Here is a 25,620-nt window from a genome sequence, read left to right on the forward strand (position 1 = left end):
TATGTTCCCAGTGATACTAATCAATATTCAGTACTGGTATACAATAAACAGCGAAAATGAGGCGATGTCGTTGGATATAAGCGTCCAATTCAAGAAAGGCGCCTTGGAATTATGCGTTCTGGTGCTGATCCACGAACATGACCGGTACGGTTATGAACTGGCCCAATCCGTCTCCCGGCATATCGAGGTCGCGGAAGGCGCCCTGTATCCCCTGCTCCGCAGGCTGGTGGGTGAAGGGTATTGCACGACCTATCTGCAGGAATCTTCGGAAGGACCGCCGCGCAAATATTACAAGCTGACGCCCGAAGGTGAACATTATATGCGGAAGCTCGTCGTGGAGTGGAAGCAATTCGTCAAAAGTGTATCAAATCTAATCGAGAGAGGAAGCCGCTTATGAATAAGAGCGAATTTTTAGCCCAACTTCATGATCATTTGTCGGTTTTGCCGCCGGAAGAACGCAATGAACTGATGGAAGACTACGAAGCTCACTTCACCTTTGCCCTGCAAAACGGCAAGACGGAAGAAGAAATCGCCATGGAACTCGGCAATCCGGCCGAGCTGGCCAAAGAAGCCATCGACGGGCGCTTTTCCGCCAAAGAACCCGTATACTGGTTCAATCCGAACGCCGTACCCGAACCGGCGGGTCCCCCGATCGCTCACGCAGCCAAACCGGGCCGCGGCGGATTCGCCACGGCGATGGTATATACCGGGCTGTTCTTTTTGAATATGGTTACCGTGCCGCTGCTGATCTCGCTATGGATGCTCGGAGTCAGCCTGGCTATGGCCGTGGCGGGCATGCTGCTCAGTCCGGTGTTGCTCGGCCTCGATTATCTCGTCGGTAACAGCGTTTTACCGGCCAAGAACTATGCCGTTCTCGTTTTTATGGGATTAGGCATCCTTCTGGCGCTCGCTTCGAAGCCTTTTTATAAATGGTTGATCCATATCAGTAAAACTTATTGGGCCTGGAATGTCCGGACAGCCAATGGAGGGGAAAAAGCATGAAAAGGAATACGAAAAAATGGTCTATCGTGGCCGTCGCTTTGATCATTGCCGGTTTTGCCGGCATGGCTTACCAAGGCTTCAAATTTGGGAATGAAAAGCCCCATTATGAACAAAAATGGGTTGTTTCCGATCTCCAATCCTTGAAAGTGGAAAGTAGCTACGATATGGACGTTGAGTTTATCGAAAGCCCGGACGGAACCAACTATATCGAACTCAGCGGCAACATGGAGCAGGAGTTGATCGACAAATTAAAGAACACTTCCTTCACAGGACCCGACGTAACGATGAGCTTAAAGGAAGATTTCAAACTGACCTTCCTGACCATTAACTTTCAAAGTTTGAGGCAGCATATGACCGTCGCCCTGGCCGACCCCGGCATGCTGGATCAGATCAAGTTCGACCTGCAGTCCAACAGCGGCCGGTTTACAGGGCTTCGCGCCAAAGACATTCAACTGACGACCACTTCGGGGAATCTGACCGCCTCCGACGTAATGACCGAGCATTTGCTGCTTAAGGCCACGTCAGGAAATCTCGAAGCCGCCGATGTACAGGGAGAAGCCGAACTCAAAAACGGATCCGGCAATATGGAGGTCGAGAATTTGGAAGGTACCCTGAAGGCCCACGGCACCTCAGGTAATCTTTCGTTCAATGGCGTGAACGGATCGCTTGAAGCCGACTTGACCTCCGGCGATATCGATATTAAGGATTTTACCGGAGACGGGACCATCAAGAATCAATCCGGCAGCATCACGCTGACCGGCCAACGCTCCGACTCCCTGGACATTTCCGTCACTTCGGGCGATGTCAAATTATCCAATGACCCCGGCTTCCAGGGCATATACGATTTAAAAGCGACCTCCGGGGACGTAAAAGCCCCCGACTCCCCTATGGTCACGAAAGATGTCATCAAGGTAAGAACTACTTCGGGAGATATCTCGATTAAATAAAAAACAAGGGTTGAACCGCCGGCCTTCCGGGGGTTTAACCCTTGTTTTTTGGAGCAATGTCCCATATTGGATTGATAGCGGCCTTTTGGGCACTGGCATTGCACCAAAGCTTACATGATGGCTTACGGAGATGTTGTGTAATTATTTTCCATGTGGATTATTAAGTAATTCCGATGTGTTCACAATAGGCGGTTCCTTGTTCCGCTTTTCCCCAAAATAAAGCCCTATAAAGCTGCTATTCCGCACCGCCCAGCCGAATCCGACAAAATAGCGCCGCAAAATGCAATGACGTTGCATCAAACCTTCCTTGATGCTGCCCATTTGGGGTCAATCCGCCGCTTTGGCAAGCAGCATGTCGAACTTAGATCGTCGTCTCCCCCTCTAAACCATGCTAACGGTCGCCACAGCCGCTATTTGCCCTGTTTGCGCTGACTCCAAATTCTAACGGCCGCCACGGCCCCTATTTCATATAAGTATGGCTGTTTTGGTCGAAATGAAGGTAAATAACGGTCCACACGACCGTTAAAATCCCAATACGTGATTCAATCGCAACATAACGGCTCTCACGGCCGTTAGACTTCCTAACTGCAGAACCTTGTTTAGAGGCCTGTACTTTTTTGCGAAGTTCTTTAAAAGCGATTAAGGCATCAAGCTCCGTTGTAATCATCTGTCAGGGTTAATGCAATGCTAGCGCCGCAAAATGCCCTTATTCACCTGCCCGGCTTTCCAAGGGAAGCCGGCCTATAAATTTCTCCGATCATATTACCTGCAATTTTATCCGACTTAGGCAATTTCCTGGGCCGTTTCCAGCACAATCGCTTCGCGGTAAGCCTCCAAGGAGTAGAATATCACCGTCTCCATCATCTGCCGGTCTTGGACAGGCACCAGATTGCGCGCGTAATCCCAAGCGTTCTCCTCAATCCGCAGGGCGATCCGCTTCCGTTCCAGCATGGTTTCGCACGTATCCATTTCTTCGCTTAAATCGCTAAGCAAGGGATCTTCGGCATGCCCGAGTTCGTGGGCGAATACGATGCGCAGCATCGCCTCGTACCCGTCAAGCGAGCCGAACAGCGTCATGCACTGCTTCTTGATCTCGCCGAGGTACATCGTCACCGAATGATCCCCGATGCTGTATTTCCCGCCGACGTTGCGCCCGCCAGGGAATCTGGATTTTATCAAAACGGAGACCCTGCTGCCTGACACTTCCAGCAATTCATCAAAAATTTGCTTCGCTGTTGTTCTTTCCAATTAGGCTCCCCTTATTCTCTTCTAAATTGACGTAATGGCGGCCGCAAAACAAAGGGCCGCTTTTTTGTCTAACGAAGATTATAAAGGAAAAAAAGGAGGAAATAAACAACAAACCAACTATTACCCGATAAAAAGCTCCCTGAAACATTAAAATTCTGTGAAGCTAAATGGCTCACTATTGTGCTTGATTTTTCCAACATAATCCCATATAATTTTTTACATCTTGTTTCAGAAATGGAGGTGGGTAGAGTGGATCGCAAGTTTGCGTGGAGTCGAGTGGGCCAACTGCCATTGGCAATGTTTGGCATTATCTATGCTGTATCTATCAACGGGATAGGTCTGTCCATTTTTAAGAACTCGATATCCAAAAACGATTGCGAAATGCCGCTCCTACCCTGACCTCACGGATTAAGAAAAATGCGTGTGTCCGGAAGGCTGCAGGATTTCCTGCAGCCTTTTTTGTTATTCTTCGGGGCGGCGATATCCGAAGGAGAGAAAAATAATAATGATGATTCAATGCAACCATATCCAGAAATATTACGGCGCCGAGCTGGTACTCAGCGATGTATCGTTCGAGATCAAAGAAGGCGAAACCGTTGGCCTGATCGGCAGAAACGGAACGGGCAAGACTACGCTCATGCGGCTCCTCACGGGCAGCGAGGCCCCCGATCAAGGCCAACTGAGCATCCGCAGGGGGGCGGTGATTGCCTCTCTCGCCCAGATCCCCGACTACGGCAACGAGGAAACCGTCTACGACGTGTTGCGGTCGGCCTTCCAGCCTCTGCTGGCAGCCCAAGCCGAAATGACCAGGCTCGAAGAGGAAATGTCCGCCGCGGCCACCAACGGGCGGGAATCCGATATGGAGGCGCTGCTGAAGCAGTACGGCCGCCTACAGGAAAGTTTCGAGCGCGGCGGCGGATACGAGATGCAGGCGAACATCGAGCGCATCGCGGCGGGCATCGGCATTCCGAAGCAGCAGTACGCGCGGCCGTTCGCGTCCCTATCGGGCGGAGAGAAGACCAAGGTCGGCCTGGCCGTCATTCTGCTGCAAAACCCGGACCTCCTGCTGCTCGACGAGCCAACCAACCATCTCGATATGGCCGCCATCGAATGGCTGGAAGGTTTCATCCGCTCCTTTAGCGGAACCGTCGTGGTGATCTCCCATGACCGTTATTTTCTGGACGCCGTGGCGGAGAAAATCATTGAGATCGAAGATGGCGAAGCTTTCACCTACCACTGCAATTACAGCAAGTACAAAGAAGAAAAGGAAGCACGGCTGCTTCAGCAGTTTGCGGATTTCCAGGAACAGCAGAAGAAAATTAAAAAGATGCAGGAAACCATAAAACAGCTGATCGAGTGGGGAAATCGCTCGAATCCGCCGAATCCGGGATTTCATCGGCGCGCCGCTTCCATGCAAAAAGCGCTGGACCGGATGGTCAAGCTGAAAAAGCCGATTCTGGAGCGCAAGCGAATCGATCTTCAGTTGGAACAGTCGGACCGCTCGGGCAAAGACGCGATCATTCTGTCCGAGGTCGGCCAATCCGCCGGCGGGCGCGTGCTGTATCGGGGGATTACCCGAACGCTGCGGTACGGGGAAGCTGCCGCTCTGATCGGTGCCAACGGCACCGGCAAGAGTACGCTGCTGAAAAGCATCCTTGGCGGGCAAAGCCCTGACGAAGGGGAAATCCGGCTCGGGTCGCGGGTGGAAACCGGCTACCTGGCGCAGGAATCCGCCCCTGCCGACGAGGACGGCACGGTGCTGCAATATTTCCGCGACGAGCTCGGCATGGAAACCGGAGAGGCCCGGAATCAGTTGGCGCGCTTCCTCTTTTACGGCAGTGACGTGTTCAAAAAGGTGAGCAGCCTGTCCGGCGGAGAATGGACGCGGCTAAGGCTGGCGATCCTGATGCACCGCAAGCCAAATCTGCTGCTGCTCGACGAGCCGACCAACCATTTGGATATCGACTCGCGCGAGGCGCTGGAAGAGGCGCTGGAGGAGTATGCCGGCACCCTGCTCGCCGTTTCGCACGACCGGTATTTCATCAATAAAATCGCCGGGCAGGTCTGGCATCTGGAGCATGGGCAGCTTGGCGTCACGATCGGCAACTTCGACGACTTCCGCGCGGAGCGGATGAAGCAGGAGGCGACAGCGACGGCCGGAGCCGTGGCGGAAACGGCACTGCGCCCCGCGGAACCGGAGCGGCGGGCGGACAGCGAAACCAACGGGCCTAGCAACGGGCCGAGGGCTGGCGACAGCGGCGGGAACGGCAGGCCGAAGGCCAATCCGGCGGCGGTGAGCAAGCTGGAGCGCGACATCGACGCCGCCGAGGTGGAGCTGGCCGCGATCGACGCCGCCATGCTGGCGCCGGAGGCCGCCTGCGACGCGGGGCAGCTGACCGAGCTGCAGGCGGCCCGCGATGAGCTTCAGCATGATCGACGCGATGCTGGAGCAGTACTTGGCCATGGTCGATTGATTCCCATCCCATGACGTTCCCGAGCGTTGTACCATTGCGCCCCTTCTTTTATGGATATAAACTGATATAATGGGGCGCAGGCCCTGCGCCTTACTCTGGAATCGGCGATTCTTCAGGAACAGGAGGCTCTTCATGGACAAAACGATTAGTTACCTTCTTTTGCTCGGCAATATTGTGCTTCTGGTCACCGGCCAGATGCTGTTTAAAATTGGGCTCGGCCGTTCGGGCGGCCTGAACTGGGCCAAGCTGGCGACGTCGCCCGCCGTAATCGGAGGGGTCGCGCTGTACGGCATCGCCACTCTGCTCTGGTTCGCGGTGCTGACGCGGATGCCGTTAAGTGTGGCGTATCCGATGCAGGCCTTTGCGTACGTACTGGCCATGATACCGGCCTATTTCATGTTCAACGAGACGATTACGCCGACCAAGCTGGCCGGAGTGGCCGTCATCCTTGTGGGTGTGTACCTGCTGGCTCGCTCTTAGCGGTATGGCTGTTTCATCTACTTTGTGATTCCAGTCACAAGGGCATGGCATATCCGCTGATAGATTTAAGGAAAAGATGCCATCGGAGATGATGAAAAATGGTTGATACTCACACTCATGACCCTATTGCCGGCCTTGATAATACGGGGGCCCCTTCGTTTTCGACAGCCTGCGCGATCTCCCGCTGCTCCGAGCATTCCGTTCCCTCCTGCCTCTCCCGGGTTCCGGTCTTCAGTCAGCTTCGGCCGGAGGAGGTTCATATGCTTCACTCCCTGATGCGGTCCCGGCATGCGCCCAAGGGGCGGGTGATCTTCCGGGAAGGGGAGCGATCGGATACCCTTTATGTCTTAAGCCGGGGAGTCGTCAAGCTGACCAAAATGGCGGACAACGGCAAAGAGCATATTTTACGCCTGCTTTTTCCCGGGGATTTCTTCGGTCAATTCTCGCTGCTGCAGGAGAAGCCCCACTATGCCAGCGCAAGCACGATCGATGAGGCCGATATTTGCCGCATCCATCGGACGGATTTCCTGGAGGTACTGCGGCGGAGTCCCGACACGGCGGCCCGGTTTATGAGTGCCCTGAGCGCCCAGTTGGAGGAGGCTGACAGTTGGGCTTCCGTGCTGACGCTGCTGGAGGCCGATCGGCGGCTGGCCAAGATGCTGCTCTATTTCCGGCAAAAGTCCGCCCCGCGCGCGGAAGAATTCAAGCTGCCGGTCAGCAAAAAAGAGCTTGCGGGAGTGATCGGCACCACGCCGGAAACCCTCAGCCGCAAGCTGGGACAGCTGACAGACGCGGGAATCGTGTCCGTCAACCGTAGGCTGATCCGGATTCGGAAGGAGACCGAGCTGCGCCGCCTCGCGGGGGAGGACTAGCACCCGGAGCGCGGCCGGCTACGCCAACTCCTTTTTCAGACAAAAAAGAAAAGACCCCTAGATGGACACACGTATGCCGTGCCTAGTTCATCGTCCAGGGGTCTTCCGTTATTCATTGTCCTATAAAACCGGACGGGGGAGGCAGGTTACCCGGCCTCCTGATCCATGCCGCCTTTCGTAAACTGGCTGTTGTACAGGTCGGCGTAAAATCCGTCTTGCTCCAGCAGTTGCTCATGCGTCCCCTGCTCGATCACCGTTCCGTGGTTCATCACGAGAATGAGATCGGCATCCCGGATCGTCGACAGCCGGTGGGCGATGACGAAGCTCGTTCTGCCTTTCATCAGCTCGTTCATCGCTTTCTGGATGTAGACTTCCGTCCGCGTATCGACGCTGCTGGTCGCCTCGTCGAGAATCAGAATCGCCGGGTCGGCCAGAATCGCCCGCGCTATTGTCAGCAACTGCTTTTGTCCCTGCGAAATGTTGGACGCCTCTTCATTCAGCACCGTGTCATACCCGCCGGGCAGCGTGCGGATGAAGTGGTCGGCATGGGCCGCCTTGGCGGCTTGGACCACCTCCTTCTCCGTAGCTCCCTCCCGGCCGTAGGCGATATTTTCACGGATCGTACCGTTGAACAGCCAGGTGTCCTGAAGCACCATACCGAACAGGCTGCGCAAATCGCCGCGCTTCATTTCGGTAATGTTCACGCCGTCGATGGTGATCGCACCGCCGTTCACTTCGTAGAAGCGCATCAGCAGGTTGATCAGCGTCGTTTTGCCCGCTCCCGTCGGTCCGACAATGGCGATGGTTTGCCCCGGGGACACGCGGATGTTCATATCCTCGATCAAGGTCTGGTTCGGCTCATAGCCGAATTTCACATGATCGAACACGACGTTCCCCTTCGGCTCCCCGATCCGGGCCGGCTTCGCGGCTTCCGGCGTCTCCTCGGCCTCGTCAAGGATTTCAAACACGCGTTCCGCCGAAGCCACGGTGGATTGAATAATATTGGCGATGTTCGCGGTCTGGGTGATCGGCATCGTAAACTGCCGGGCGTATTGAATAAACGCCTGCACATCGCCGATCTCGATCGTCCGTTTGGTGACGAGAATACCGCCGACCACCGAGACAAGCACATAGCCGATGTTCCCGATGAAGCTCATGATCGGCATGATCACGCCGGAAATAAACTGCGCCTTCCAGCCGGCCTCGTACAGCCGGCCGTTGATCTCGTCGAATTGCTGTTGCGACTTGCGCTCGCGGCCAAACACTTTAATGATTTTGTGCCCTGTGTACATTTCCTCCACATGGCCGTTCAGTTGGCCCAGCTCTTTTTGCTGCCGGACGAACTGCTTCTGCGAGCGCTTGGCGATCGAGGTGATCGCGAGCACGCTGACCGGTAAAGTCAGAACGGCGATCAACGTCAGCAGCGGACTGATCCTCAGCATCATAACGATGACGCCGATGATCGTCAGAATTGAAGTGATCAACTGGGTCAAGCTCTGCTGCAAGGTGTTGCTGATATTGTCCACGTCGTTCGTCACCCGGCTTAAAATTTCCCCATGTGTGCGGGCATCGAAGTATTTAAGAGGCAGCTTGTTCAGCTTCCCGTTCACATCCTGGCGCAAATCGTAGACGGTCTTCTGCGCCACGCCGGCCATTAAGTACTGCTGGAAATAGCTGAACAGGGAACTGAGCACATATAAACCGATCAGGTATAGAATGATTTCCCAAATATATTGAAAATCGATGCTTGCTCCCGGTACTCCCTGCAGCTTTCCGTAAAATCCTTCGAACAGCTTGGTTGTCGCCTTCCCCATCACCCAGGGGGTGAGGATGCTGAAAACCGTGCTCAGGATAGCCATCACCAAAACAGCGCCGAGCTGCACTTTATGGGGACGCAAATAGCGGATGAGTCTCTTCAATGTCCCCTTGAAGTCTTTGGCCTTCTCCACCGGCATCGCCATGCCGGGCCCGCCCGGGCCGTGTCCTCCGCGTCTTCCTCCGCTGCGCTGCGGCATCTTTTCCGATTGTTCCCGGCTCATGCGATCTCCTCCTCCGAAAGCTGCGAATACACGATTTCCCGGTAAACGTCGCAAGTTTCCATCAGTTCGCGGTGCGTTCCGATCCCGGCCACCCGGCTCTCGTTCATCACGATAATCCGGTCCGCATCCATGACGGTGCTGACGCGCTGCGCCACGATGATAACTGTCGATTCGCGGGTTTCCGCCTTCAAGGCGGCGCGCAGCCTGGCATCGGTTTTGAAATCCAGCGCCGAGAAGCTGTCGTCAAAAATGTAAATTTCAGCGCCCCGCACCAGCGCGCGGGCGATGGACAGACGCTGCTTCTGGCCGCCCGAAACATTCGTGCCACCCTGGGCGATAACGGAATCATATCCGTTCTCCATTTCACCGATAAAATCGGCCGCCTGGGCGATTTCCGCCGCATGCCGCAATTCCTCGTCCGTGGCGTCCTCCTTGCCGTAGCGGATATTTTCCCGAATCGTCCCCGTAAACAGAACGGCCTTCTGCGGCACAAATCCGATCTTGGCCCGGAGATCCGCCTGCGGCATCTCTCTGACGTCTACGCCATCGACCAGCACCTGGCCGCTCTTCACGTCGTAGAACCGCGGGATCAGGCTGATGAGCGTCGATTTGCCCGAGCCCGTTCCGCCGATGATCGCCGTGACCTCTCCCGGGCTGGCGCTAAAGGAAATTTGCTGTACCGCCGGCTCCTCAGCCCCCGGGTAACTGAAGGTCACATCGCGGAATTCCACATAGCCTTTGCGGGACTCCGGCGTTTTCGTTACCCCCGTGTCCTTGATGACCGGCGCCATTTCCAGCACTTCATTGATCCGTACCGCCGAGGCCGAAGCTCGGGGCACCATGACGAACATCATGGAAACCATGATCAGCGAGAACATGATTTGCATGGCATACTGCAAAAAGGCGATGAGGTCGCCGACCTGCATATGGTCCCCATTGATTCTTAACCCGCCGAACCAGATGATCGCTACGGAAGACACGTTCAACACCAGCATCATCACCGGCATCATGAACGCCATGATCTTGTTGACCTTGATCGACGTTTCCGTCAAATCGGCGTTCGCCGCGGCAAACCGTTTCTGCTCGTGCGGGATCCGGTTGAAGGACCGGATGACCCGAATTCCGGTGAGCGCTTCGCGCATGACCAGGTTGAGGCGGTCGATCTTTTTCTGGATCGCCTTGAACAGCGGGATCCCTTTGCCGGCAATCAGGAAGATGGCGCCCGCAAGCACGGGCATAATAACGACGAAGATGAGCGACAGCTTCGCATCCTTGGATACGGCCATAATGATCCCGCCAATGCACATCATCGGCGCCATGACCATCATCCGCAGCATCATAATCAGCACCTGCTGAACCTGGGTGATGTCGTTCGTCGTCCTGGTAATCAGCGAGGCTGTTCCCAGCTTATCGAACTCCTCCAGCGAAAAATTGGTCACATGGCCGAACACCTTGGCCCGCAGGCTCATGCCGAACCCGGAAGCCGCTTTGGACGAATAGTAGCTGGCCGCGATCGAGCAGGCCATTCCCCCGAGCGCCACCAGCAGCATGAAAAGTCCAACCCGCCAAATGTACGGCGTGTCGCCCTTGACGACCCCGGTGTCCACAATATCGGACATCAGCGTCGGGAGGTACAGCTCGGAGAGCGTTTGAAAAAATACGAGGACCAAAACCGCCCCCACCAGCAGCCAGTATGGTTTCAAATGCCGGAAAAGTTTGATCATTCTCCATCATCTCCACTTTTTCTTTATATTTCGTTTTGTTCCGTACGGCGATCCCGCTCATGCTTCTGTTCCAAAAAGCGATATACGAGTTCAAGCAAATCGGCCAGTTGATCGCTCCGCGTTTCGCCTAAATAATCGTGCAGCTCCTTGAAATGACGGGTATAAACTTCCCGGCTCTCCTCGCGGATCCGCTCCCCCTTCTCCGTCAGTCTGACCCGGACAACCCGCCGGTCCTCCTCGTCATGCAAACGGACGACCAGGCCCATGGACTCCAAACTGCGGACGAGCGGAGTTACGGTGGGGGCACTGACCCGCATCATCTCGCTGATCGCCGAAATGGTGACGCCCCGCGCGTCTTCCAAGCCCCCTTTTTCAATCATGGACAGGACGCGGAGCTCGCTAGGCTTATAGCCTTCCAGCACCTTCTTGTGCCAGTCCGCCCTTCGGAATCGGGCTATCGCCTCCATTAACCGCTGGGCTCCCGGTTCATCGCCCATATTCACTCGATCCCTCCTATTATTTATACAATTTAATAATTAGGTACAATATTTATTAGCAAACCTAATTATAGGAGCCGTTCAAACCAATGTCAAGAAACCGGATTTTCCCACAAAAAAAGACCGCCTGGCGCGGATTCAACGGTCATCCGGCTCAAGCGGTCCATGATTCAGTTTGTCGGTTGTCCGGGGCCCGCGGAGGGTTGTTTCTCCGACCGGCTCCGCATCAGCTCATCCAGGCTGCGGAACTCATAGCCCTGGCGTCGGGCCTCGTCGATGATCGCGCCCAACGCGGCGGCGTTATCCTTGGATACCGAGTGCAGCAGGATCACCGCCCCGGGATGCAGTTGGTCGATGACCTTCCGGTAGGCATAGGGCGCCCCTTTCTGGTCGTTCACGTCCCAGTCTTTATAAGCGACCGACCAAAAGACGTTCGTATATCCGAGCTCCTTGGTGACCCTCAGCACCCGGTCGCTGAATATTCCCCGCGGCGGCCGGAGATAGGCCATACGCTCCGTCCCCGTGAGCTTGGCGGAAGCCTCCTTCACCCGGTCCAATTCTTCCTTGATTTGGCTGTCGGAAATCGTCGTCATGTCCGGATGGCTCCAGGAGTGATTCCCCACCAAATGACCTTCCGCGGCCATACGTCTGACCAGCTCCGGCTGATCCTTTACGTAATGGCCTGTAATAAAGAAGACCGCCGGCACCTTTTTCGTCTTCAAGGTATCCAGAATCGGCGCGGTGTAACCGTTCTCGTACCCGTTATCAAAGGTAAGGAACAGATCTTTGCGGGTCGTGTCTGCGAGAAAGACCGCCCCGTGCTTGTCCACGATCTCTTTAAACCCCTCTTGGTCGATGGAGGGAAGCTGTCCGCCGACGCTTTTTTTGAAGCCGAAGTGATAAGGATGATCGGCGGAGGCCGCGAGGGCGACAGCCTGATCCGGTTTGTCGGGCAAAGCCGGGGCTCCAGCACCGTATGCGACCCCTCCGGTCACCGGGCCCAGAAGAAAAGCGGCGAGCAGCCCCAAAATCAAGGATCCTTTCATTAGGAAAGTTCTCTCCTCATCTTCTTGGATTGTTCGTAACTCGCCTTAATTTCAACACTTTTCTTCCGGAATATGCATTATTCTGCCGGCTTGTCCGCCAAGTGGCTATGCTTGCGCCCGTAAGAGAAATAAACGATCAGTCCCAGCGCCATCCACACCAGGAAAGCGATCCAGGTGATTCCCGGCAGGCTGATAAGCAAGTAACCGCAGGCCGCCGCCGCTAAAAGCGGAATCCAGGGCACAAGCGGCACCTTGAAAGAACGGTTCAGGTCCGGACGGGTCTTGCGCAGAATAATGACCCCGATCGAAACGGAAACGAACGCGAACAATGTTCCGATGCTGACCAGATCCGCCAGCTTGTTCAGGGGAATCATTCCCGCAAACACGGCGACAACGATCCCGGTAGCCCAGGTGCTCACCGAAGGCACCCCGGTTTTCGGATTCAGCCGGGACAGTTTCTCCGGAAGCAGGCCATCGCGACCGATGGCGAAAAAGAGCCGCGTCTGTCCAAACAGGAGAACGAACAGCACCGTAGTGATGCCGACGATCGCCCCCAGCGAAATAAAGCCGGCCACCCAGTTTTGATGGATGAACTGGAGGGCAAAGGCGACCGGATTTTTTACATCGAGCAAAGTATAAGGAACGATTCCCGTCAAAACGGCCGTCACCGCAATGTACAACAGAGAACAAACGACCAGCGACCAAATGATCCCCTTGGGCAAATCTTTTTGCGGATTTCTCACCTCTTCGGCGGCCGTGGCCACAACGTCGAAGCCGATATATGCCAGAAATGCGGTAGCTGCCCCTGTCACGACGCCTCCGAAGCCGAACGGCATGAACGGTGTCCAGTTGGATGGCTTCACAAAGAAGGCTCCAATAACGATGAACAGGAGAATGACGGCCACCTTCAGGATCACCATGATCGAATTAAGCCGCGTCGATTCCTTGGCTCCGCGCGATACGATATATGTCAGCAGAAGTACGATAATGACGGCGGGCAAATCGACATACGTGCCTGCCCCCGGGTTAAAGGCACTGCTCAGCGCCCTGGGAATCTCCATACCGAATCCGGCCAGAAGGCCCTGGAAATAGCCGGACCAGCCGCTGGCGACCATGGAAGCGGCAAAGCCGTATTCCAGAATCAAGTCCCAGCCGAGCACCCAGGCGATGATCTCCCCAAAAGTCGCGTAGCTGTAGGTGTATGCACTGCCCGATACGGGAACCATCGAAGCGAATTCGGCATAGCACAGTGCGCAAAAAGCGCAGACAATCCCGGCCAGCAAAAAGGATAGAACCAACCCGGGACCCGCGTGTTTGGCCGCGGCCACCCCGGTCAGCACGAAGATCCCCGTTCCTACGACGCAACCGACACCGAGCATCGTAAGATCGAACGCGCCGAGTTCCTTTCTCAATCCTCCGGTACCCGCCGCCTCTTTTTCTTGTAGCATGGATGTAATTGATTTTCTTCTAAAAAAACTCATTCAGGCTCTGTCCCCTAGTTAACCGGATTTGAAATCACATTCCGCTATTATATAAAAACTAAGCCCGTGTGGAAAGTTCAAACTTCATGGGTAGTCTCTCCAATACGTGAACATTTTATGGTTTTTTACCCTTGTAAATTTCTCCCGAGCCGCTTGAAGGAGAGGAAAGAACCTCCTGCGCAAATCGGATCCATTCCCGGGTCGCGAACGACAAATACCGGTCTTCCCGCCAAACAATGCCCAACTTCCAGGGAATCACCGGGTTAATTAAAGATAGGATCCGCACGCGCTCTTCATCGATTTCACGGCAGATGGTTTCCGGCAAAAGCGTAATCCCCAGCCCAACCCCCACCATTTCACTGATCAAATCCCATTGCGAGCTTTCGTAAATCACGCGCGGCTGAAAGCCCGCCTTCCCGCATTCGCCGATGATCCGGTCATGCAGTGTAAAATCTTCGCGGAACAGGACGAATCCCTCCTCCGCGAGCTCGAACAGCTCGACGCGTTTCCTGTCCGCGAGGTGATGATCTCTCGGCACAACGAGCCTCAGCTTCTCCTCCACGAACGGGAAGCTGCTCAGCCCCTCCTGCACCGTGGGCAGCACGACCACGCCGACCTCCAGGAGCCCGTCCGCCACATCGGACTCGACTTTTTTCGCTCCGTCTTCAAACAGCTGAATCGTGATCTCCGGGTAACGTTGATGAAACTGGCCGATGACCCGCGGAAAAAAACTCGAACCCACCATGGGCGGCAGGCCGATCCGGATATGGCCCCTTTTCAGATTGCGCAAATCGTCCAGTTCGGCCGTCAAGTTTTGAAAGGAGGCGACGATTTGTTGGGCCTGGGCCACGATCAGCTGTCCCGCGTCGGTCAACTCGACTCTTTTTCCGACCCTGTCAAACAGTACGACCCCGAGTTCCTCTTCCATCCCTTTTATCGTTTTGCTGATGGAAGGCTGCGTAATATAAAGGGCATCGGCCGCCTTGGTAAAGCTTTTGAGGCGGGCCACCTCGATCAGGCATTGCATTTGCCGAATATCCATCGCCAAACAACTCCTTTATTAACTCTTTTCCCATAACCAAATCGAATCTTATCTATTCAGTATATTCATTTTACTCATGAAAGCAATTGATGTAATATTTCATTACCAAGTTTACAACATCAAAGGAGCCGTAAGTATCATGGGAAATCTAAAAATGATCTGCCGCATTGTGCTGCAAATCGCCATTCTCGTCTTGTTCTCCCTGGCCATGAACTTCCTTGCGCAGGCGCTTCATTTGCCGATTCCGGGCTCTATACTGGGCATCATTATTCTGTTTGCTTTATTGAAGACGGGCGTGATCAAGCTGGTCTGGATCGAGCAGGGGGCCAATTGGCTGCTTGCCGAATTGCTGCTGTTCTTCATTCCGGCCGCGGTCGGCGTGATGAAATACATTCCGCTTTTGGAGCATGACGGGTTCCGCATTCTGACCGTCGTCATTCTCAGTACGGTGACCGTTATGGTCAGTTCGGGGCTAATCGCCGCGCGCATCGCCAAAAGAAAGGAGCATAAGACATCATGATTCAGGGCTGGATTTGCCTTATCGTAACCCTTGCCGTCTATGCCGTATCCAAGCAGATTTACCGCATCCGGCCGCGGGTCTACCTGTCGCCCTTGCTGATTACGCCGCTTGTGCTGGTGATCGGCCTGCTCTTGGTCGATGTTCCTTACGAGACCTACCACGCCGGGGGGAAATGGCTCAGCGCCATGTTACAGCCGGCAACGATCGCCTTTGCCGTTCCCCTGTACAAATACTATAACGTCTTGAAAAAACACGCCGTCGAAATTCTCGTCAGCGTGCTGACCGGCTCTGTCGTCGCCATGTGCACCTCGGTGATTTTGGCGGAGTGGATGCACCTGGACAGCCGGCTGATCAGCAGCCTAGTCCCCCGTTCGGTCACGACGCCGATCGCGATGAGCGTGTCCCAGGTCATCGGGGGCGTACCGAACATTACGGCTGTCTTCGTGATCATAACCGGTCTGCTCGGCGCGATGCTCGGACCGCTGGTCGTAAAAATGTTCCGCATCGAAGGCGAGGTGGCCCGCGGTGTACTGTTCGGCACCAGCGCTCACGGCACCGGCACCTCCAAGGCGTTTGAGCTCAGCTCGCTTACGGGCACGATCTCCAGCATCTCGATGATTGTCGCCGCCCTGTTCACGCTGGGCGTTGCCCCGGTGCTGATTTCCGTATTGCTTCGTTAAGTACGGTACAACTATTGTTTCCTCCTAATGTTTAGCATATAGATTTCTCTTATGGACCCCGCTATTGGCGGGGTCATTTTTTATTTTGCGCCTTCGGCCATGGTGCGAATTCCTGCAGGAAGTTTAACGGTCGTCAGAGCCGTTATTTTGCGATTGAATCGCGTTTTGGGATTCTAACGGTCGTGTGGGCCGTTATTTACCTTCATTTCGACCAAACCAGCCATGCTTATATGAAATAGGGGCTGTGGCGGCCGTTAGAATTTGGAGTCAGCGTAAACTGGGCAAATAACGGCTGTGACGACCGTTAGAATGGTTTAGAGGTGGAGACGGGGACCTGAGTTCGCCACGTTGCTTGCCGAAGCGGCGGATAGGCCCCAATGGGCAGCACCAGGGAAGGTTTGATGCAATGCAACGTCAGTGATTTTTGCGGCCTTATTTCGCCAAAATGCTGTCGAAATCATCGGTGAAGCAAAAACCACAGGGGCCGCGCTAGAAAGCGCGGCCCCTGTGGTGCGGTCCATCGTCAATCCGATGCTCGTCTTAAGCCGTAGCCAAAGCCGTAAAGACAATCGGGCCGATGACTCTGGCTTGCGTGCCTGCCACCAGGTTTTCTACGGACAGTACATAGTCATGAACCCCTGGGGCTACATTCACGTCAGCGGCAATCAGAGAAGTGAGGTTCACATTTTCAAAGTCGGTTTCAACCGCTTGAACCGCATAATAAATCTCTTGGCCATCCCGGAAAATGCGGAAAAGCACTCTCGGAATTCCCGTAATTCCCTGCAAGCCGACTGTAGCGTCCAACTGTACCTTGTTCACCGGACGGCCCGCCGGAATCGTCACCCGTACAAGGGCAATCCCTTGCCCCGCCGGCGTCTGCGGCACGTTAATGGCGGCACCGTTTGTGATTGGGGTAGGGACGTTAACGACATGATCCAAAAGCTCTGCCATTTTTTCTTCAACTCCTTCCTGGAATTACTACATTCTATGAAGGGCCACTAGATTCGGAATGGACGAGTTGATTGATATATTTGCATATTTTTACGATTTTAATAGACTCCTGCATTTTTGGATCTCTCTTGTAATTTAACGATCGATTTACTTCGCGTTGACGCCCGGATAACCCCCCTTCTCTAAACTGAGAGAGATCTTACTCTAAGGGAGGAGAAATATCCGTGGACACTTCTTTCCAAAACACGACTTCCCCGGCTGCAACATCCGCATCCGCAACTGAAACCATAGCCCCAGCCTATCCGGTCGAGCGAAAACGCTGGATCTCCCGGATAAAGGAACCCGCCACAGCTTACTTGTTCCTGGCCCCGTCGATCGGGCTGTTCGGATTATTCCTGCTGTACCCCCTGGCCCGCTCCATCTATCTCAGCCTGTTCCTGACCGACCCCCGCGGCCAAATCGCCGCTTATGTGGGACTGGACAACTTCAGGCAGCTTCTGGCTTCGCCCTCCTTCTGGAGCAGCCTGGCGGTCACCGGCAAATTCGCCTTATTGACCGTTCCCGGCGGCATTCTGCTGGGACTCGTCATGTCTGCGCTGGCACACTCCCGGCTAAAGGGGATGCGGTTGTTCCAGTTTATATTTTCGCTGCCGCTGGCCTTATCGGTGAGTACGTCCGCCGTCATCTGGATGATGTTGTTTCATCCTACGCTCGGCATGTTCAACTACTTTCTCGATTTGGCCGGAATGCCGGCGATCCAGTGGCTGACCGATCCGAAATGGGCGCTTCTCTCCATTTCCATCATGACGGTCTGGATGAATTCAGGCTTTAACTTCATCGTCCTGCTCAGCGGACTTCAAGGAATTTCCGAAGACATGTACGACAGCGCCAAGGTGGACGGAGCCGGGCCGATCCGGACTTATGTACGCATTATCCTGCCGCTGCTCTCCCCCGTCATTTTCTTCCTGACGGTGGTCTCGCTCATCGGAGCCTTTCAAGCCTTCGGCCAAATGCACATTTTGACCAAAGGAGGCCCGGCGGGGTCCACCGAAGTGCTCGTCTACTCCATTTATAAAGAGGCGTTCGTCAACTACCAGTTTGGCACGGGAAGCGCGTATGCGATCGTTCTGTTCCTGATCATTTTGGTATTCACGATTCTCCAATTTACCTTTGTGGAAAAGAAGGTGCATTACCAATGACACTTGCCCGCCCGCTGCGCAACAGCCTGATCTATCTTGTGCTCGGACTTCTGTCGCTGTTTATTGTGTATCCGCTGCTTTATACGTTTCTGTCCGTATTTATGACGCCGGAGGAAGCCAGCCAATATCCGCCTAAGCTCTTTCCTTCCAGCCTGTACCTGGGGAGTCTGGAGACGGTCCTCAACTTGATTCCGGTGGGCCGCTTCATATGGAACAGCTTTATCATCTCGGCCATCGTGATGCTGGGCCAGCTTGTGACCGCCAGTCTGGCGGCTTACGCCTTCGCGTTCATCTCGTTCCGTGGCAAAGCGATCTGGTTCGCCGTTTTCCTGTCCACGATGATGATCCCCTGGGAGGTCACGATGATTCCCAATTTTTTGCTGATCAGATCCTGGAACTGGCTGGATACATACCCCGGACTCGTGTTTCCGTTCTTGGCCACGGCGTTCGGCGTGTTTTTGCTGCGCCAGTTTTATCTGCAGCTGCCCAAGGAGTTGTTTGAAGCCGCCCGAATCGACGGGTGCGGTCACTTTCGCTATTTCGCATCCGTCGTTCTGCCGCTGTCCCGCCCGGGAATGGCTACGCTTGCCGTCTATGTCTTTTTGAACACATGGAATATGTACCTGTGGCCGCTGCTCATCACCAACACACCGGAGATGCGAACGGTCCAAATCGGAGTCAGCATGCTTCAATTCGAAGAATTTACCGCCTGGAACCTTGTATTGGCGGGAGTCGCCTTGGTGCTGCTGCCTTCGCTCCTGCTCATAGTTATCGGATTAAAGCAGCTTGTTCGCGGTCTTACGGCGGGCGCGGTCAAAGGATAAAGGGTATGCCTTACAATCCCCGTCCGCTCAAGGACGGTTTATATACATTCCGACAATAATCCATAATCCAAGGGAGAGAATAAACCGAAATGAAACAATCCAAGCTGAAAAGTTCATTCTTACTGGTAACCGTACTTTTGCTGGCCCTGGTGGTTTCGGCCTGCGGAGGAGGTGCCGGCACGAATACGGCGGAAACCGCGGGTGCGGCCGGCAACCAGGGCGGCGCTCAAAGCGGTTCGGAAGGGACGACGCAGGGGACGCCCGCCGACAAGACGAAAGTAACCTGGTGGCATTCCATGGGCGGGGAACTCGGCAAAGCGGCCGATCAATTGGTCGCCGATTTCAACGCTTCCCAGGATGGGGTCGAAGTCGAAGCGATCTATCAGGGCACCTACGACGAAAGTTTGAACAAAATGAAAGCCTCTATGGATTCCAAAACCGGTCCCTCCCTGATTCAGGTATACGAGATCGGCTCACGCTTCATGATCGATTCCGGGGCCATTACGCCGGTTCAGAAATTTATCGATGAAGAAAACTACGATGTCAGCCAACTGGAGGAAAACATCGCCAGCTACTATACGTTCGACAGCCAGCAGTATTCGATGCCTTTCAATACGTCGAATCCGATTCTCTATTATAATAAGGATCATTTCAAAGCCGCCGGACTTGATCCGGACAAAGCTCCCGCCACTTACGAGGAAGTGAAGAAAGCGGCCGAGGCGTTGGCTCAAAAAGGAACGCCGGCCTCCTTTGCGATCTACGGCTGGTTTATGGAGCAGTTCTTCGCAGGCCAAGGGGCCGAGTACGTGGATAACGGCAACGGGCGGACGGCTCCGGCCGGGCAATCCCTGGTGAACGGCGATGCCGGGGTTAAGACCCTGGACTGGTGGAAAAGTTTGATCGACAGTAAAGCGGCCATCAACCTCGGCCGGAAAACGGACGACACGAAGAAGGCCTTCATCGCCGGGCAGGTCAGCATGACGCTGGACTCCACGGCCAGCCTCAGAGGCATCGTCGACGGCGTAGCCGACAAGTTCGAAGTCGGGACCGCGTTTCTTCCGAAGCCGGACAGTGCGGCGGACGGCGGGGTCGTGGTCGGCGGGGCCAGCCTGTGGATTCTGAACAACAAGCCGGAAGCCGAGCAAAAAGCGGCCTGGGAGTTTATCAAATATTTGGCCGAACCGCAAACGCAAGCAAAATGGCATATTTCTACAGGATACTTCCCGATTACGAAAAAAGCTTACGACGAGCAGATCGTCAAGGACAATCTCGCCAAGTATCCGCAGTTCCAAACGGCCATCGACCAACTCCATGCCAGCAAGCCAAGCCAGGCCACACAAGGCGCTGTCATAGGCGTATTCCCGGAGGCCCGCCAAATCGTGGAGGGTGCGATCGAAGAGGCGCTCGGCGGCTCCAAAACGACCCGGCAAGCCCTCGATGACGCGGCCAAGGCGATTACGGAGAAAATCGGCAACTACAACAAAACCGTAAAAAAATAGGCTAGAGACAAGCTGAACAAAAAATAAACGAACCCGCAAAGTTCACACTTTTTTCTTAAAAAAAAGGGAACTTTTTGCGGGTTCCTTTTGTCTAGATATATGTATCGCTCCCGTTGGCGCTCGCACATTGTCGAATCGGGCCAACTAGGGTATGATCATATTATTTGGGTATGATTTTGATTCCAGTAAAGAGGTGTACTAAAGTTTGCTTTTTAACTCTTATGAATTTCTATTCGCCTTTTGGCCCATTACCTTTGTCGTCTACTTTTTGATGAACCGTTTTTGTCCGCCTATTGCGGGCAAAATTTGGCTCGCCGCATCATCTCTGTTCTTTTATTCCTGGTGGAGCATCAAATCGCTGCCTCTGATTCTCGCTTCGATTGCTTTTAACTACATTATGGGACGAAGCATCAGCCACGCCCGCCAGATGCGAACTCGAAAGCTGCTTCTTACGCTGGCGATCGTCGGGGACGTTCTTTTCCTGGGCTATTATAAATATGCCGACTTCCTGATCGACAACGTAAACTCGCTGTTCTCCGCGCAGATCGAATTGCTTCGGCTGGCTTTGCCGCTCGGAATCAGTTTCTTTACCTTTACGCAAATCGCCTATCTGGTCGATGCTTACCGGGGAACGGCCAAAGAATACAGCATCGTTAACTATGTTCTATTCGTGACCTTCTACCCGCATCTGATCGCGGGACCTATTCTGCATCATAAAGAGATGATGCCCCAGTTTGACCGCGCCCGCAGCAAAGTCATTATTCCCGGCAACGTCGCCCGGGGGTTGTTCATCTTCTGTATCGGCCTGTTCAAAAAAGTGGTGATCGCCGACACGCTGGCGCCTATCGCCACCCAAGGTTTTGACGTGTCGCAGAACCTGAGTCTAGTGGAAGGCTGGACGACTTCGCTGGCCTATACGATGCAGCTTTATTTCGACTTCAGCGGTTATTCCGACATGGCGATCGGGATCGCCCTGCTCTTTAATATCAAGCTGCCGATCAACTTCAACTCGCCCTATAAAGCGGTCAGCATTCAGGACTTTTGGCGCCGCTGGCATATGACCCTAAGCCGTTTTCTAAAAGACTACATTTATATCCCGCTGGGCGGCAACCGCAAAGGGCATTACCGCACCTACTTCAACCTGGTCGCCACCTTTGTCATCGGCGGGATTTGGCATGGAGCCGGCTGGACCTTTATTATATGGGGGCTCTTGCACGGGATCGCGCAGGTGATTCAGCGGCTGTGGAAAAAAACCGGCATCGTCCTTCCACATTGGATTGCCTGGTTTATTACCTTTATGTTTATCAACTTCAGTTGGGTGTTCTTCCGCGCCAAGGATTGGGACGACGCGCTCAAGGTGCTCCGCGGCATGTTCAATTTCGGCCATATCGGCGTGTCCACGTCGCTGCTGGGACAGGTTGCCCTGGTCGGTGCCGCCCTGCTGGTTGCCGTGTTCGCCCGGAACTCGATGGAGATGAAAATGAAATTCCGGCCCAATGTCCGGTATGCCGCGTTCATCGCGTTTCTGTTCGTATTTTCAGTGCTTTATTTTAACCAGGTTAGCGAATTCCTGTACTTTACCTTTTAATGCGCGCTTGGACGTATAAATTCTCTGTGATTTAGAAAGGGAGATCACCTCTTGAAGAACTTGCGTTTTATTGTTACGTTTCTGGCCTTTGTGCTGCTGTTTGGGGCCATTGTCGGAACGTTTGTCTTTGCCGTGGATCCTCTGCAATTGTATCGTAAGGCGTCCTATCCGCCTCTTTTTTCGCGAGAGCAGCGATATCAGAACCCGGGCCTGGCCAAAAATTATGACTACAACATGGTCATTATCGGCAGTTCCATGACGGAGAATTTCCTGCCCACCGAGGTTGGCAAAAAGCTGGGCGGCGACGTGCTCAAGCTCTCCACAGAAGGATCGACCGCCAAAGAGCAGCGGATGATGGCCGACTTGGCCGTAGGGACGGGACAGGTCAAAAAAATTCTCTGGGGGCTGGACTATTTCTCCCTCCGCGAAAATTCGGTAAGGGACGAAGCGTCCTTTCCGTTCTATCTGTATGATGACAATCTGCTGAATGACTATAAATACATCTTTAACATTTCGAACGTAAAACATGCCTTTGGCGCCTTGTTCCTGCCCAAAGACAAGAAGCCGCAGTACCGCAATTTGGAGACGCTGAACAACTGGAGCTCCATGAATTACTATGGAGCGAAGCGGGTGATGGCCAAATGGAAGGAGGCCTGGCTCGCCGAGCAGACTTCCGGAGAAAGCGAACCTTCGCTTGACCTCGTCAAGCAGCGGTTCCAGGAGAACATTCTCAGTTTGGTCAAGGCGCATCCCGAAATCGAATTTATTTTCTATTATCCGCCGTACTCCGTCATCCGCCAGCAGGTTTGGTACAGCCTGAACCCGCAGCGTTTCGCCAATCAACAGGAAATGAAAATATATATGTACGAGCAGTTAAGCGCTTTTGACAATGTCAGCATCCATGATTTCCAAAGCGACAGCAAGATCACTTACGACCTTACGAAGTATAAAGACCTGTCTCACCACTCGGGGTCGATCAATCAGCGGATCGTCGATGAAATTGCCGCGGGGACGCACAAGGTTACCGCCTCCAATCTGGAGCAGATTAATCAGGACTTGGAGCAGCAGGTGAAAACTTTGGTCATCAATGAGAACGGGCCGATTTTCTCGCTGACGCTCACGGTGAACGGGCAGCCAGCCACCTTCAGTCAAGTCCCGACGACCTCCAAAGACCAGGTGCGGGTTCCGCTGAAAGAATTTGCGCAGGGGATCGGAGCGGAGTTCGATTACGATACCGGCACCAAAAAAGCGACCCTTGTTAAGGGAGGGAACGAGCTTGTGTTCAGCGTAGGCGATCCGATCGCCAGTCTGAATGGACAGGCTGTCGACCTGAAGGCACCGGCGGTCATCGTTAAGGAGCGGTTGGTCGGTCCGGTGAAGCAAATCACCGAACTGCTGGGCGGCCAAGTGACCGAAACGGAAACGGACGGTCCTTACTTCCTCAATTACGACTTGTCCTTCTAAAAAATAGGGGCGATTCCGTAAGCACGCGAGTGCGCGGAATCGCCCCTTTTGCGTATTAAGCTTCAATTCTAACCGGTTTGCCGGCCGAAGCCGATTCCAGAGCCGCGCAAGTCACGCGCTGGGTCTTCACGGCATCGGCGTAGTCGGATAGAATCCCGGAGGTATCGCCGGTCCGTAAGGCGTGAATAAAGGCTTCATTCTCCTTAAGATACGGACTATCTCCAATGGTATAAGAAGTTTTTTCACCCGTTCCGATGATGTTCAGCCGGTCGGGATTCCAATCCAACATTCCCGCCCCGGTGTACAGCTTCAAGCCGACTTCCCCAACGCCGCCGGGTAACGCGCAGGTGTTGGAAATGTTGGCGATGGCTCCGCTGCGCAGCTTCAAAGTGACGGTGCCTACATCCGGAACACCCACCTGCTCGAATTGGGTATGGACTACGCGGTTGGCATAGGTGGCGTACACTTCTTCCACTTCACCGGCCAGATAGCGCAACAAGTCGACGATATGAGTCGTTTGCTCAATAAACTGTCCGCCGGAGCCCTCCTGTCGTCTCCACCAGGAAACCTGCGGCATATCCCCCATCCAGGTGCCTAAAGCCATGGCGAGCGTTTGTCCGGCCATACGCTCTTTGAGCATTTGGATGGTCGCTTTGTAACGGAAGTGATATCCTACCGCATGAATTAACGGCTTGTCCTCCAACTTGCCGAGAATTTCCGACGGGGTATCCAGATTCGTGCCGACCGGCTTCTCCACCAGAAACGGAATGCCCCTGCCGATCAGCTCAGACTCGATCTCTCCGTGCGCCATGGGCGGGACGCAAATATAGACGGCATCGAGCTTTTCACGGTCCAGCATATCCGTCAAGCCGGCATACCCGCGAGCCCCGGGGTACCGGCTTGCCATCTCTTCCGCCTTCGCCCCGCTTGTCCCCAAAATGGCGGCTACCCGCACCCCGTCCATTCCGGCCAATATGTCGCCGTGAACTTTACTGAACCAGCCCGTCCCAATGATTCCGATATTTAATTCCAATCGATAACCTCCTTTGTCTCGATATATAGGTTTCTTTAAGCGTAGCGATTCTGTCGCAGAATCACAAGCGGAGAAATCCAAAAACTTATCAGCTTTCCTCAGAACTGTACTTGAAAAGTTAACAGTTAGACCTTATACTAAATTTACCTTAAAAATTGAATTATAAATATCAAGGAGGATGCGGAGAGATGAGAGTTACAGAGAACGTAAATTTGCATGATTTTTATACGGTATTGAAAGAGCGGCATTCGGTTCGAGCTTACGATCCCAGCGTCAAAATTTCCAAAGAAGAAATGACGGAGATGCTGGAGCTTGCTTCGTCCGCCCCTTCCTCTTCCAATCTGCAGCCTTGGCGCTTTCTGGTCATCGACGACCCAAGCTTGAAGGAAAAGCTGCTGCCTATCGCCAACAACCAGCAGCAGGTCGTCGACGCCGCGGCGGTCGTTGCCGTGCTTGGAGACTTGAAATCCTATGAACAGGCGGATGCGATTTACTCCAAAGCGGTCGAAGCCGGGTACATGGACGAACCAACGAAAAGTTCCTTTGTGGAACGGCTGCAAACCATGTATGGCGGACTGAAACCCGAGATTCTCCACCAGGTGAACGTGCTTGACGCGGGCCTTATTTCGATGCAATTTATGCTCGTTGCCAAAGCAAAGGGCTATGATACCATTCCTATGGGCGGCTACGACGCCGTTAAATTTGCCGAAGCCTTCAACCTCCCGGAAACGCTGAAACCCATTCTGCTGATCGCCGTGGGCAAGGCGGCCAAACCGGCACACAGCACGGTTCGCTTGCCGATCGGGCAGATCACGCATTGGAACGCAATATAAGTCGCGGATATCAATAAATATGAAATAAACTCCAAAAACCGGCCAATGGGGGCCGGTTTTCTTTTTCCATTTTTAACAGGATAAATGAGAACATTGGGAAGCATACGGATAAATAAAGGAGAAAAAATAACGGTAAAAACCTGCCGTTCTCTCCTTCATGAACGTTTAAATTCCCGG

General features: G+C 54.0%; 25 protein-coding genes. 15 read left to right on the plus strand and 10 right to left on the minus strand.

The genetic code is table 11. From position 1 onward, the window contains the following. Positions 1 to 64: 64 nt before the first annotated feature. Genes V4U88_RS05460 through V4U88_RS05470 form a run of 3 tightly spaced genes read left to right on the plus strand, consistent with a single transcriptional unit; the run spans position 65 to position 1,949 of the window. Entirely contained in the window at positions 65 to 397 is a 333-nt protein-coding gene (locus V4U88_RS05460; protein ID WP_442951870.1) for a PadR family transcriptional regulator, read from the plus strand. Beyond that, complete coding sequence (locus V4U88_RS05465) at positions 394 to 1,002, plus strand: DUF1700 domain-containing protein (protein WP_334072255.1); 609 nt, start codon at positions 394 to 396, stop codon at positions 1,000 to 1,002. Before V4U88_RS05460 ends, V4U88_RS05465 begins: the two co-directional genes overlap by 4 nt. Beyond that, a complete protein-coding gene (locus V4U88_RS05470; RefSeq protein ID WP_334072256.1) occupies positions 999 to 1,949 on the plus strand; it encodes a DUF4097 family beta strand repeat-containing protein in 951 nt (316 codons plus the stop codon). Before V4U88_RS05465 ends, V4U88_RS05470 begins: the two co-directional genes overlap by 4 nt. 460 nt (positions 1,950 to 2,409) lie before the next feature. On the opposite strand, the gene V4U88_RS05475 is transcribed toward V4U88_RS05470, so the two are convergent. Then, positions 2,410 to 2,616, minus strand: a complete 207-nt coding sequence (locus V4U88_RS05475) for a hypothetical protein (protein ID WP_334072257.1) — start codon at positions 2,614 to 2,616, stop codon at positions 2,410 to 2,412. Positions 2,617 to 2,732: 116 nt separating this feature from the next. Further along, positions 2,733 to 3,197: a hypothetical protein gene (locus V4U88_RS05480; RefSeq protein ID WP_334072258.1), complete on the minus strand. Its 465-nt coding sequence runs from the start codon at positions 3,195 to 3,197 to the stop codon at positions 2,733 to 2,735. Between the two features lie 297 nt (positions 3,198 to 3,494). Between V4U88_RS05480 and V4U88_RS05485 the strand changes: the two genes are divergently transcribed. The 4 genes from V4U88_RS05485 (at position 3,495) to V4U88_RS05500 (ending at position 7,023) form a co-directional block, all read left to right on the plus strand. Then, entirely contained in the window at positions 3,495 to 3,596 is a 102-nt protein-coding gene (locus V4U88_RS05485; RefSeq protein WP_334072725.1) for an RAxF-45 family protein, read from the plus strand. A gap of 106 nt (positions 3,597 to 3,702) precedes the next feature. Further along, positions 3,703 to 5,685 carry a ribosomal protection-like ABC-F family protein gene (gene abc-f / locus V4U88_RS05490; protein WP_334072259.1) on the plus strand — a complete coding sequence of 661 codons (1,983 nt, stop codon included), beginning with the start codon at positions 3,703 to 3,705 and terminating at the stop codon, positions 5,683 to 5,685. Positions 5,686 to 5,803: 118 nt separating this feature from the next. Beyond that, positions 5,804 to 6,151: an EamA family transporter gene (locus V4U88_RS05495; RefSeq protein ID WP_334072260.1), complete on the plus strand. Its 348-nt coding sequence runs from the start codon at positions 5,804 to 5,806 to the stop codon at positions 6,149 to 6,151. Positions 6,152 to 6,249: 98 nt separating this feature from the next. Further along, positions 6,250 to 7,023, plus strand: a complete 774-nt coding sequence (locus tag V4U88_RS05500) for a Crp/Fnr family transcriptional regulator (RefSeq protein WP_334072261.1) — start codon at positions 6,250 to 6,252, stop codon at positions 7,021 to 7,023. A 146-nt stretch (positions 7,024 to 7,169) separates the two neighbouring features. Here the strand turns inward: V4U88_RS05500 and V4U88_RS05505 are convergent, their stop codons facing one another. The 6 genes from V4U88_RS05505 to cidR form a co-directional block, all read right to left on the minus strand. Beyond that, on the minus strand, positions 7,170 to 9,062 hold the full coding sequence (locus tag V4U88_RS05505; protein WP_334072262.1) for an ABC transporter ATP-binding protein: 1,893 nt from the start codon (positions 9,060 to 9,062) through the stop codon (positions 7,170 to 7,172). Then, positions 9,059 to 10,786, minus strand: a complete 1,728-nt coding sequence (locus V4U88_RS05510) for an ABC transporter ATP-binding protein (RefSeq protein WP_334072263.1) — start codon at positions 10,784 to 10,786, stop codon at positions 9,059 to 9,061. Before V4U88_RS05510 ends, V4U88_RS05505 begins: the two co-directional genes overlap by 4 nt. A gap of 23 nt (positions 10,787 to 10,809) precedes the next feature. Next, on the minus strand, positions 10,810 to 11,283 hold the full coding sequence (locus V4U88_RS05515) for a MarR family winged helix-turn-helix transcriptional regulator (protein WP_334072726.1): 474 nt from the start codon (positions 11,281 to 11,283) through the stop codon (positions 10,810 to 10,812). A 170-nt stretch (positions 11,284 to 11,453) separates the two neighbouring features. Further along, positions 11,454 to 12,329 carry a delta-lactam-biosynthetic de-N-acetylase gene (gene pdaA, locus V4U88_RS05520; protein WP_334072264.1) on the minus strand — a complete coding sequence of 292 codons (876 nt, stop codon included), beginning with the start codon at positions 12,327 to 12,329 and terminating at the stop codon, positions 11,454 to 11,456. Between the two features lie 77 nt (positions 12,330 to 12,406). Continuing rightward, a complete protein-coding gene (locus V4U88_RS05525) occupies positions 12,407 to 13,810 on the minus strand; it encodes an amino acid permease (RefSeq protein ID WP_334072265.1) in 1,404 nt (467 codons plus the stop codon). Positions 13,811 to 13,925: 115 nt separating this feature from the next. Beyond that, the gene (cidR, locus tag V4U88_RS05530; RefSeq protein ID WP_334072266.1) at positions 13,926 to 14,852 is read right to left on the minus strand and encodes a cidABC operon transcriptional activator CidR; all 927 of its coding nucleotides are present in this window, start codon (positions 14,850 to 14,852) and stop codon (positions 13,926 to 13,928) included. A 139-nt stretch (positions 14,853 to 14,991) separates the two neighbouring features. Between cidR and V4U88_RS05535 the strand changes: the two genes are divergently transcribed. Together V4U88_RS05535 and V4U88_RS05540 are read left to right on the plus strand one after the other, a co-directional pair. After that, positions 14,992 to 15,372 (plus strand): CidA/LrgA family protein, encoded by a 381-nt coding sequence (locus V4U88_RS05535; RefSeq protein WP_334072267.1) that lies wholly within the window; start codon positions 14,992 to 14,994, stop codon positions 15,370 to 15,372. Beyond that, on the plus strand, positions 15,369 to 16,052 hold the full coding sequence (locus V4U88_RS05540; protein WP_334072268.1) for a CidB/LrgB family autolysis modulator: 684 nt from the start codon (positions 15,369 to 15,371) through the stop codon (positions 16,050 to 16,052). Before V4U88_RS05535 ends, V4U88_RS05540 begins: the two co-directional genes overlap by 4 nt. A 540-nt stretch (positions 16,053 to 16,592) precedes the next feature. Here the strand turns inward: V4U88_RS05540 and V4U88_RS05545 are convergent. Continuing rightward, the gene (locus V4U88_RS05545) at positions 16,593 to 17,003 is read right to left on the minus strand and encodes an exosporium protein C (protein ID WP_334072269.1); all 411 of its coding nucleotides are present in this window, start codon (positions 17,001 to 17,003) and stop codon (positions 16,593 to 16,595) included. A 287-nt stretch (positions 17,004 to 17,290) separates the two neighbouring features. Between V4U88_RS05545 and V4U88_RS05550 the strand changes: the two genes are divergently transcribed. The 5 genes from V4U88_RS05550 (at position 17,291) to V4U88_RS05570 (ending at position 23,577) form a co-directional block, all read left to right on the plus strand. Next, positions 17,291 to 18,202, plus strand: coding sequence for a carbohydrate ABC transporter permease (locus V4U88_RS05550; protein WP_334072727.1), 912 nt, complete (start codon positions 17,291 to 17,293; stop codon positions 18,200 to 18,202). After that, positions 18,199 to 19,026: a carbohydrate ABC transporter permease gene (locus V4U88_RS05555; RefSeq protein ID WP_334072270.1), complete on the plus strand. Its 828-nt coding sequence runs from the start codon at positions 18,199 to 18,201 to the stop codon at positions 19,024 to 19,026. Before V4U88_RS05550 ends, V4U88_RS05555 begins: the two co-directional genes overlap by 4 nt. Before the next feature lie 89 nt (positions 19,027 to 19,115). Next, on the plus strand, positions 19,116 to 20,525 hold the full coding sequence (locus V4U88_RS05560) for an ABC transporter substrate-binding protein (protein WP_334072271.1): 1,410 nt from the start codon (positions 19,116 to 19,118) through the stop codon (positions 20,523 to 20,525). Between the two features lie 205 nt (positions 20,526 to 20,730). Next, a complete protein-coding gene (locus tag V4U88_RS05565; protein ID WP_334072272.1) occupies positions 20,731 to 22,113 on the plus strand; it encodes an MBOAT family O-acyltransferase in 1,383 nt (460 codons plus the stop codon). 51 nt (positions 22,114 to 22,164) lie between these two features. Further along, a complete protein-coding gene (locus V4U88_RS05570; protein ID WP_334072273.1) occupies positions 22,165 to 23,577 on the plus strand; it encodes a stalk domain-containing protein in 1,413 nt (470 codons plus the stop codon). 55 nt (positions 23,578 to 23,632) lie between these two features. On the opposite strand, the gene V4U88_RS05575 is transcribed toward V4U88_RS05570, so the two are convergent. After that, positions 23,633 to 24,610: a Gfo/Idh/MocA family protein gene (locus tag V4U88_RS05575; protein ID WP_334072274.1), complete on the minus strand. Its 978-nt coding sequence runs from the start codon at positions 24,608 to 24,610 to the stop codon at positions 23,633 to 23,635. A 188-nt stretch (positions 24,611 to 24,798) separates the two neighbouring features. Between V4U88_RS05575 and V4U88_RS05580 the strand changes: the two genes are divergently transcribed. Continuing rightward, positions 24,799 to 25,443, plus strand: coding sequence for a nitroreductase family protein (locus V4U88_RS05580; RefSeq protein WP_334072275.1), 645 nt, complete (start codon positions 24,799 to 24,801; stop codon positions 25,441 to 25,443). The last annotated feature ends 177 nt before the right edge of the window (positions 25,444 to 25,620 follow it).

Origin of the sequence: Paenibacillus sp. A14 (assembly GCF_036864815.1) — a bacterium.
GTDB lineage: Bacteria > Bacillota > Bacilli > Paenibacillales > Paenibacillaceae > Fontibacillus > Fontibacillus sanfengchensis.

What these genes read in the sequence shown, in the direction of transcription:
- V4U88_RS05460 (WP_442951870.1), top strand. Translation starts at nt 65, where the DNA reads ATGTCGTTGGATATAAGCGTCCAATTCAAGAAAGGCGCCTTGGAATTA.
- V4U88_RS05465 (WP_334072255.1), top strand. Translation starts at nt 394, where the DNA reads ATGAATAAGAGCGAATTTTTAGCCCAACTTCATGATCATTTGTCGGTT.
- V4U88_RS05470 (WP_334072256.1), top strand. Translation starts at nt 999, where the DNA reads ATGAAAAGGAATACGAAAAAATGGTCTATCGTGGCCGTCGCTTTGATC.
- V4U88_RS05475 (WP_334072257.1), bottom strand. Translation starts at nt 2,616, where the DNA reads ATGATTACAACGGAGCTTGATGCCTTAATCGCTTTTAAAGAACTTCGC.
- V4U88_RS05485 (WP_334072725.1), top strand. Translation starts at nt 3,495, where the DNA reads ATGTTTGGCATTATCTATGCTGTATCTATCAACGGGATAGGTCTGTCC.
- abc-f (WP_334072259.1), top strand. Translation starts at nt 3,703, where the DNA reads ATGATGATTCAATGCAACCATATCCAGAAATATTACGGCGCCGAGCTG.
- V4U88_RS05495 (WP_334072260.1), top strand. Translation starts at nt 5,804, where the DNA reads ATGGACAAAACGATTAGTTACCTTCTTTTGCTCGGCAATATTGTGCTT.
- V4U88_RS05500 (WP_334072261.1), top strand. Translation starts at nt 6,250, where the DNA reads ATGGTTGATACTCACACTCATGACCCTATTGCCGGCCTTGATAATACG.
- V4U88_RS05505 (WP_334072262.1), bottom strand. Translation starts at nt 9,062, where the DNA reads ATGAGCCGGGAACAATCGGAAAAGATGCCGCAGCGCAGCGGAGGAAGA.
- V4U88_RS05510 (WP_334072263.1), bottom strand. Translation starts at nt 10,786, where the DNA reads ATGATCAAACTTTTCCGGCATTTGAAACCATACTGGCTGCTGGTGGGG.
- V4U88_RS05515 (WP_334072726.1), bottom strand. Translation starts at nt 11,283, where the DNA reads ATGGGCGATGAACCGGGAGCCCAGCGGTTAATGGAGGCGATAGCCCGA.
- pdaA (WP_334072264.1), bottom strand. Translation starts at nt 12,329, where the DNA reads ATGAAAGGATCCTTGATTTTGGGGCTGCTCGCCGCTTTTCTTCTGGGC.
- V4U88_RS05525 (WP_334072265.1), bottom strand. Translation starts at nt 13,810, where the DNA reads ATGAGTTTTTTTAGAAGAAAATCAATTACATCCATGCTACAAGAAAAA.
- cidR (WP_334072266.1), bottom strand. Translation starts at nt 14,852, where the DNA reads ATGGATATTCGGCAAATGCAATGCCTGATCGAGGTGGCCCGCCTCAAA.
- V4U88_RS05535 (WP_334072267.1), top strand. Translation starts at nt 14,992, where the DNA reads ATGGGAAATCTAAAAATGATCTGCCGCATTGTGCTGCAAATCGCCATT.
- V4U88_RS05540 (WP_334072268.1), top strand. Translation starts at nt 15,369, where the DNA reads ATGATTCAGGGCTGGATTTGCCTTATCGTAACCCTTGCCGTCTATGCC.
- V4U88_RS05545 (WP_334072269.1), bottom strand. Translation starts at nt 17,003, where the DNA reads ATGGCAGAGCTTTTGGATCATGTCGTTAACGTCCCTACCCCAATCACA.
- V4U88_RS05555 (WP_334072270.1), top strand. Translation starts at nt 18,199, where the DNA reads ATGACACTTGCCCGCCCGCTGCGCAACAGCCTGATCTATCTTGTGCTC.
- V4U88_RS05560 (WP_334072271.1), top strand. Translation starts at nt 19,116, where the DNA reads ATGAAACAATCCAAGCTGAAAAGTTCATTCTTACTGGTAACCGTACTT.
- V4U88_RS05580 (WP_334072275.1), top strand. Translation starts at nt 24,799, where the DNA reads ATGAGAGTTACAGAGAACGTAAATTTGCATGATTTTTATACGGTATTG.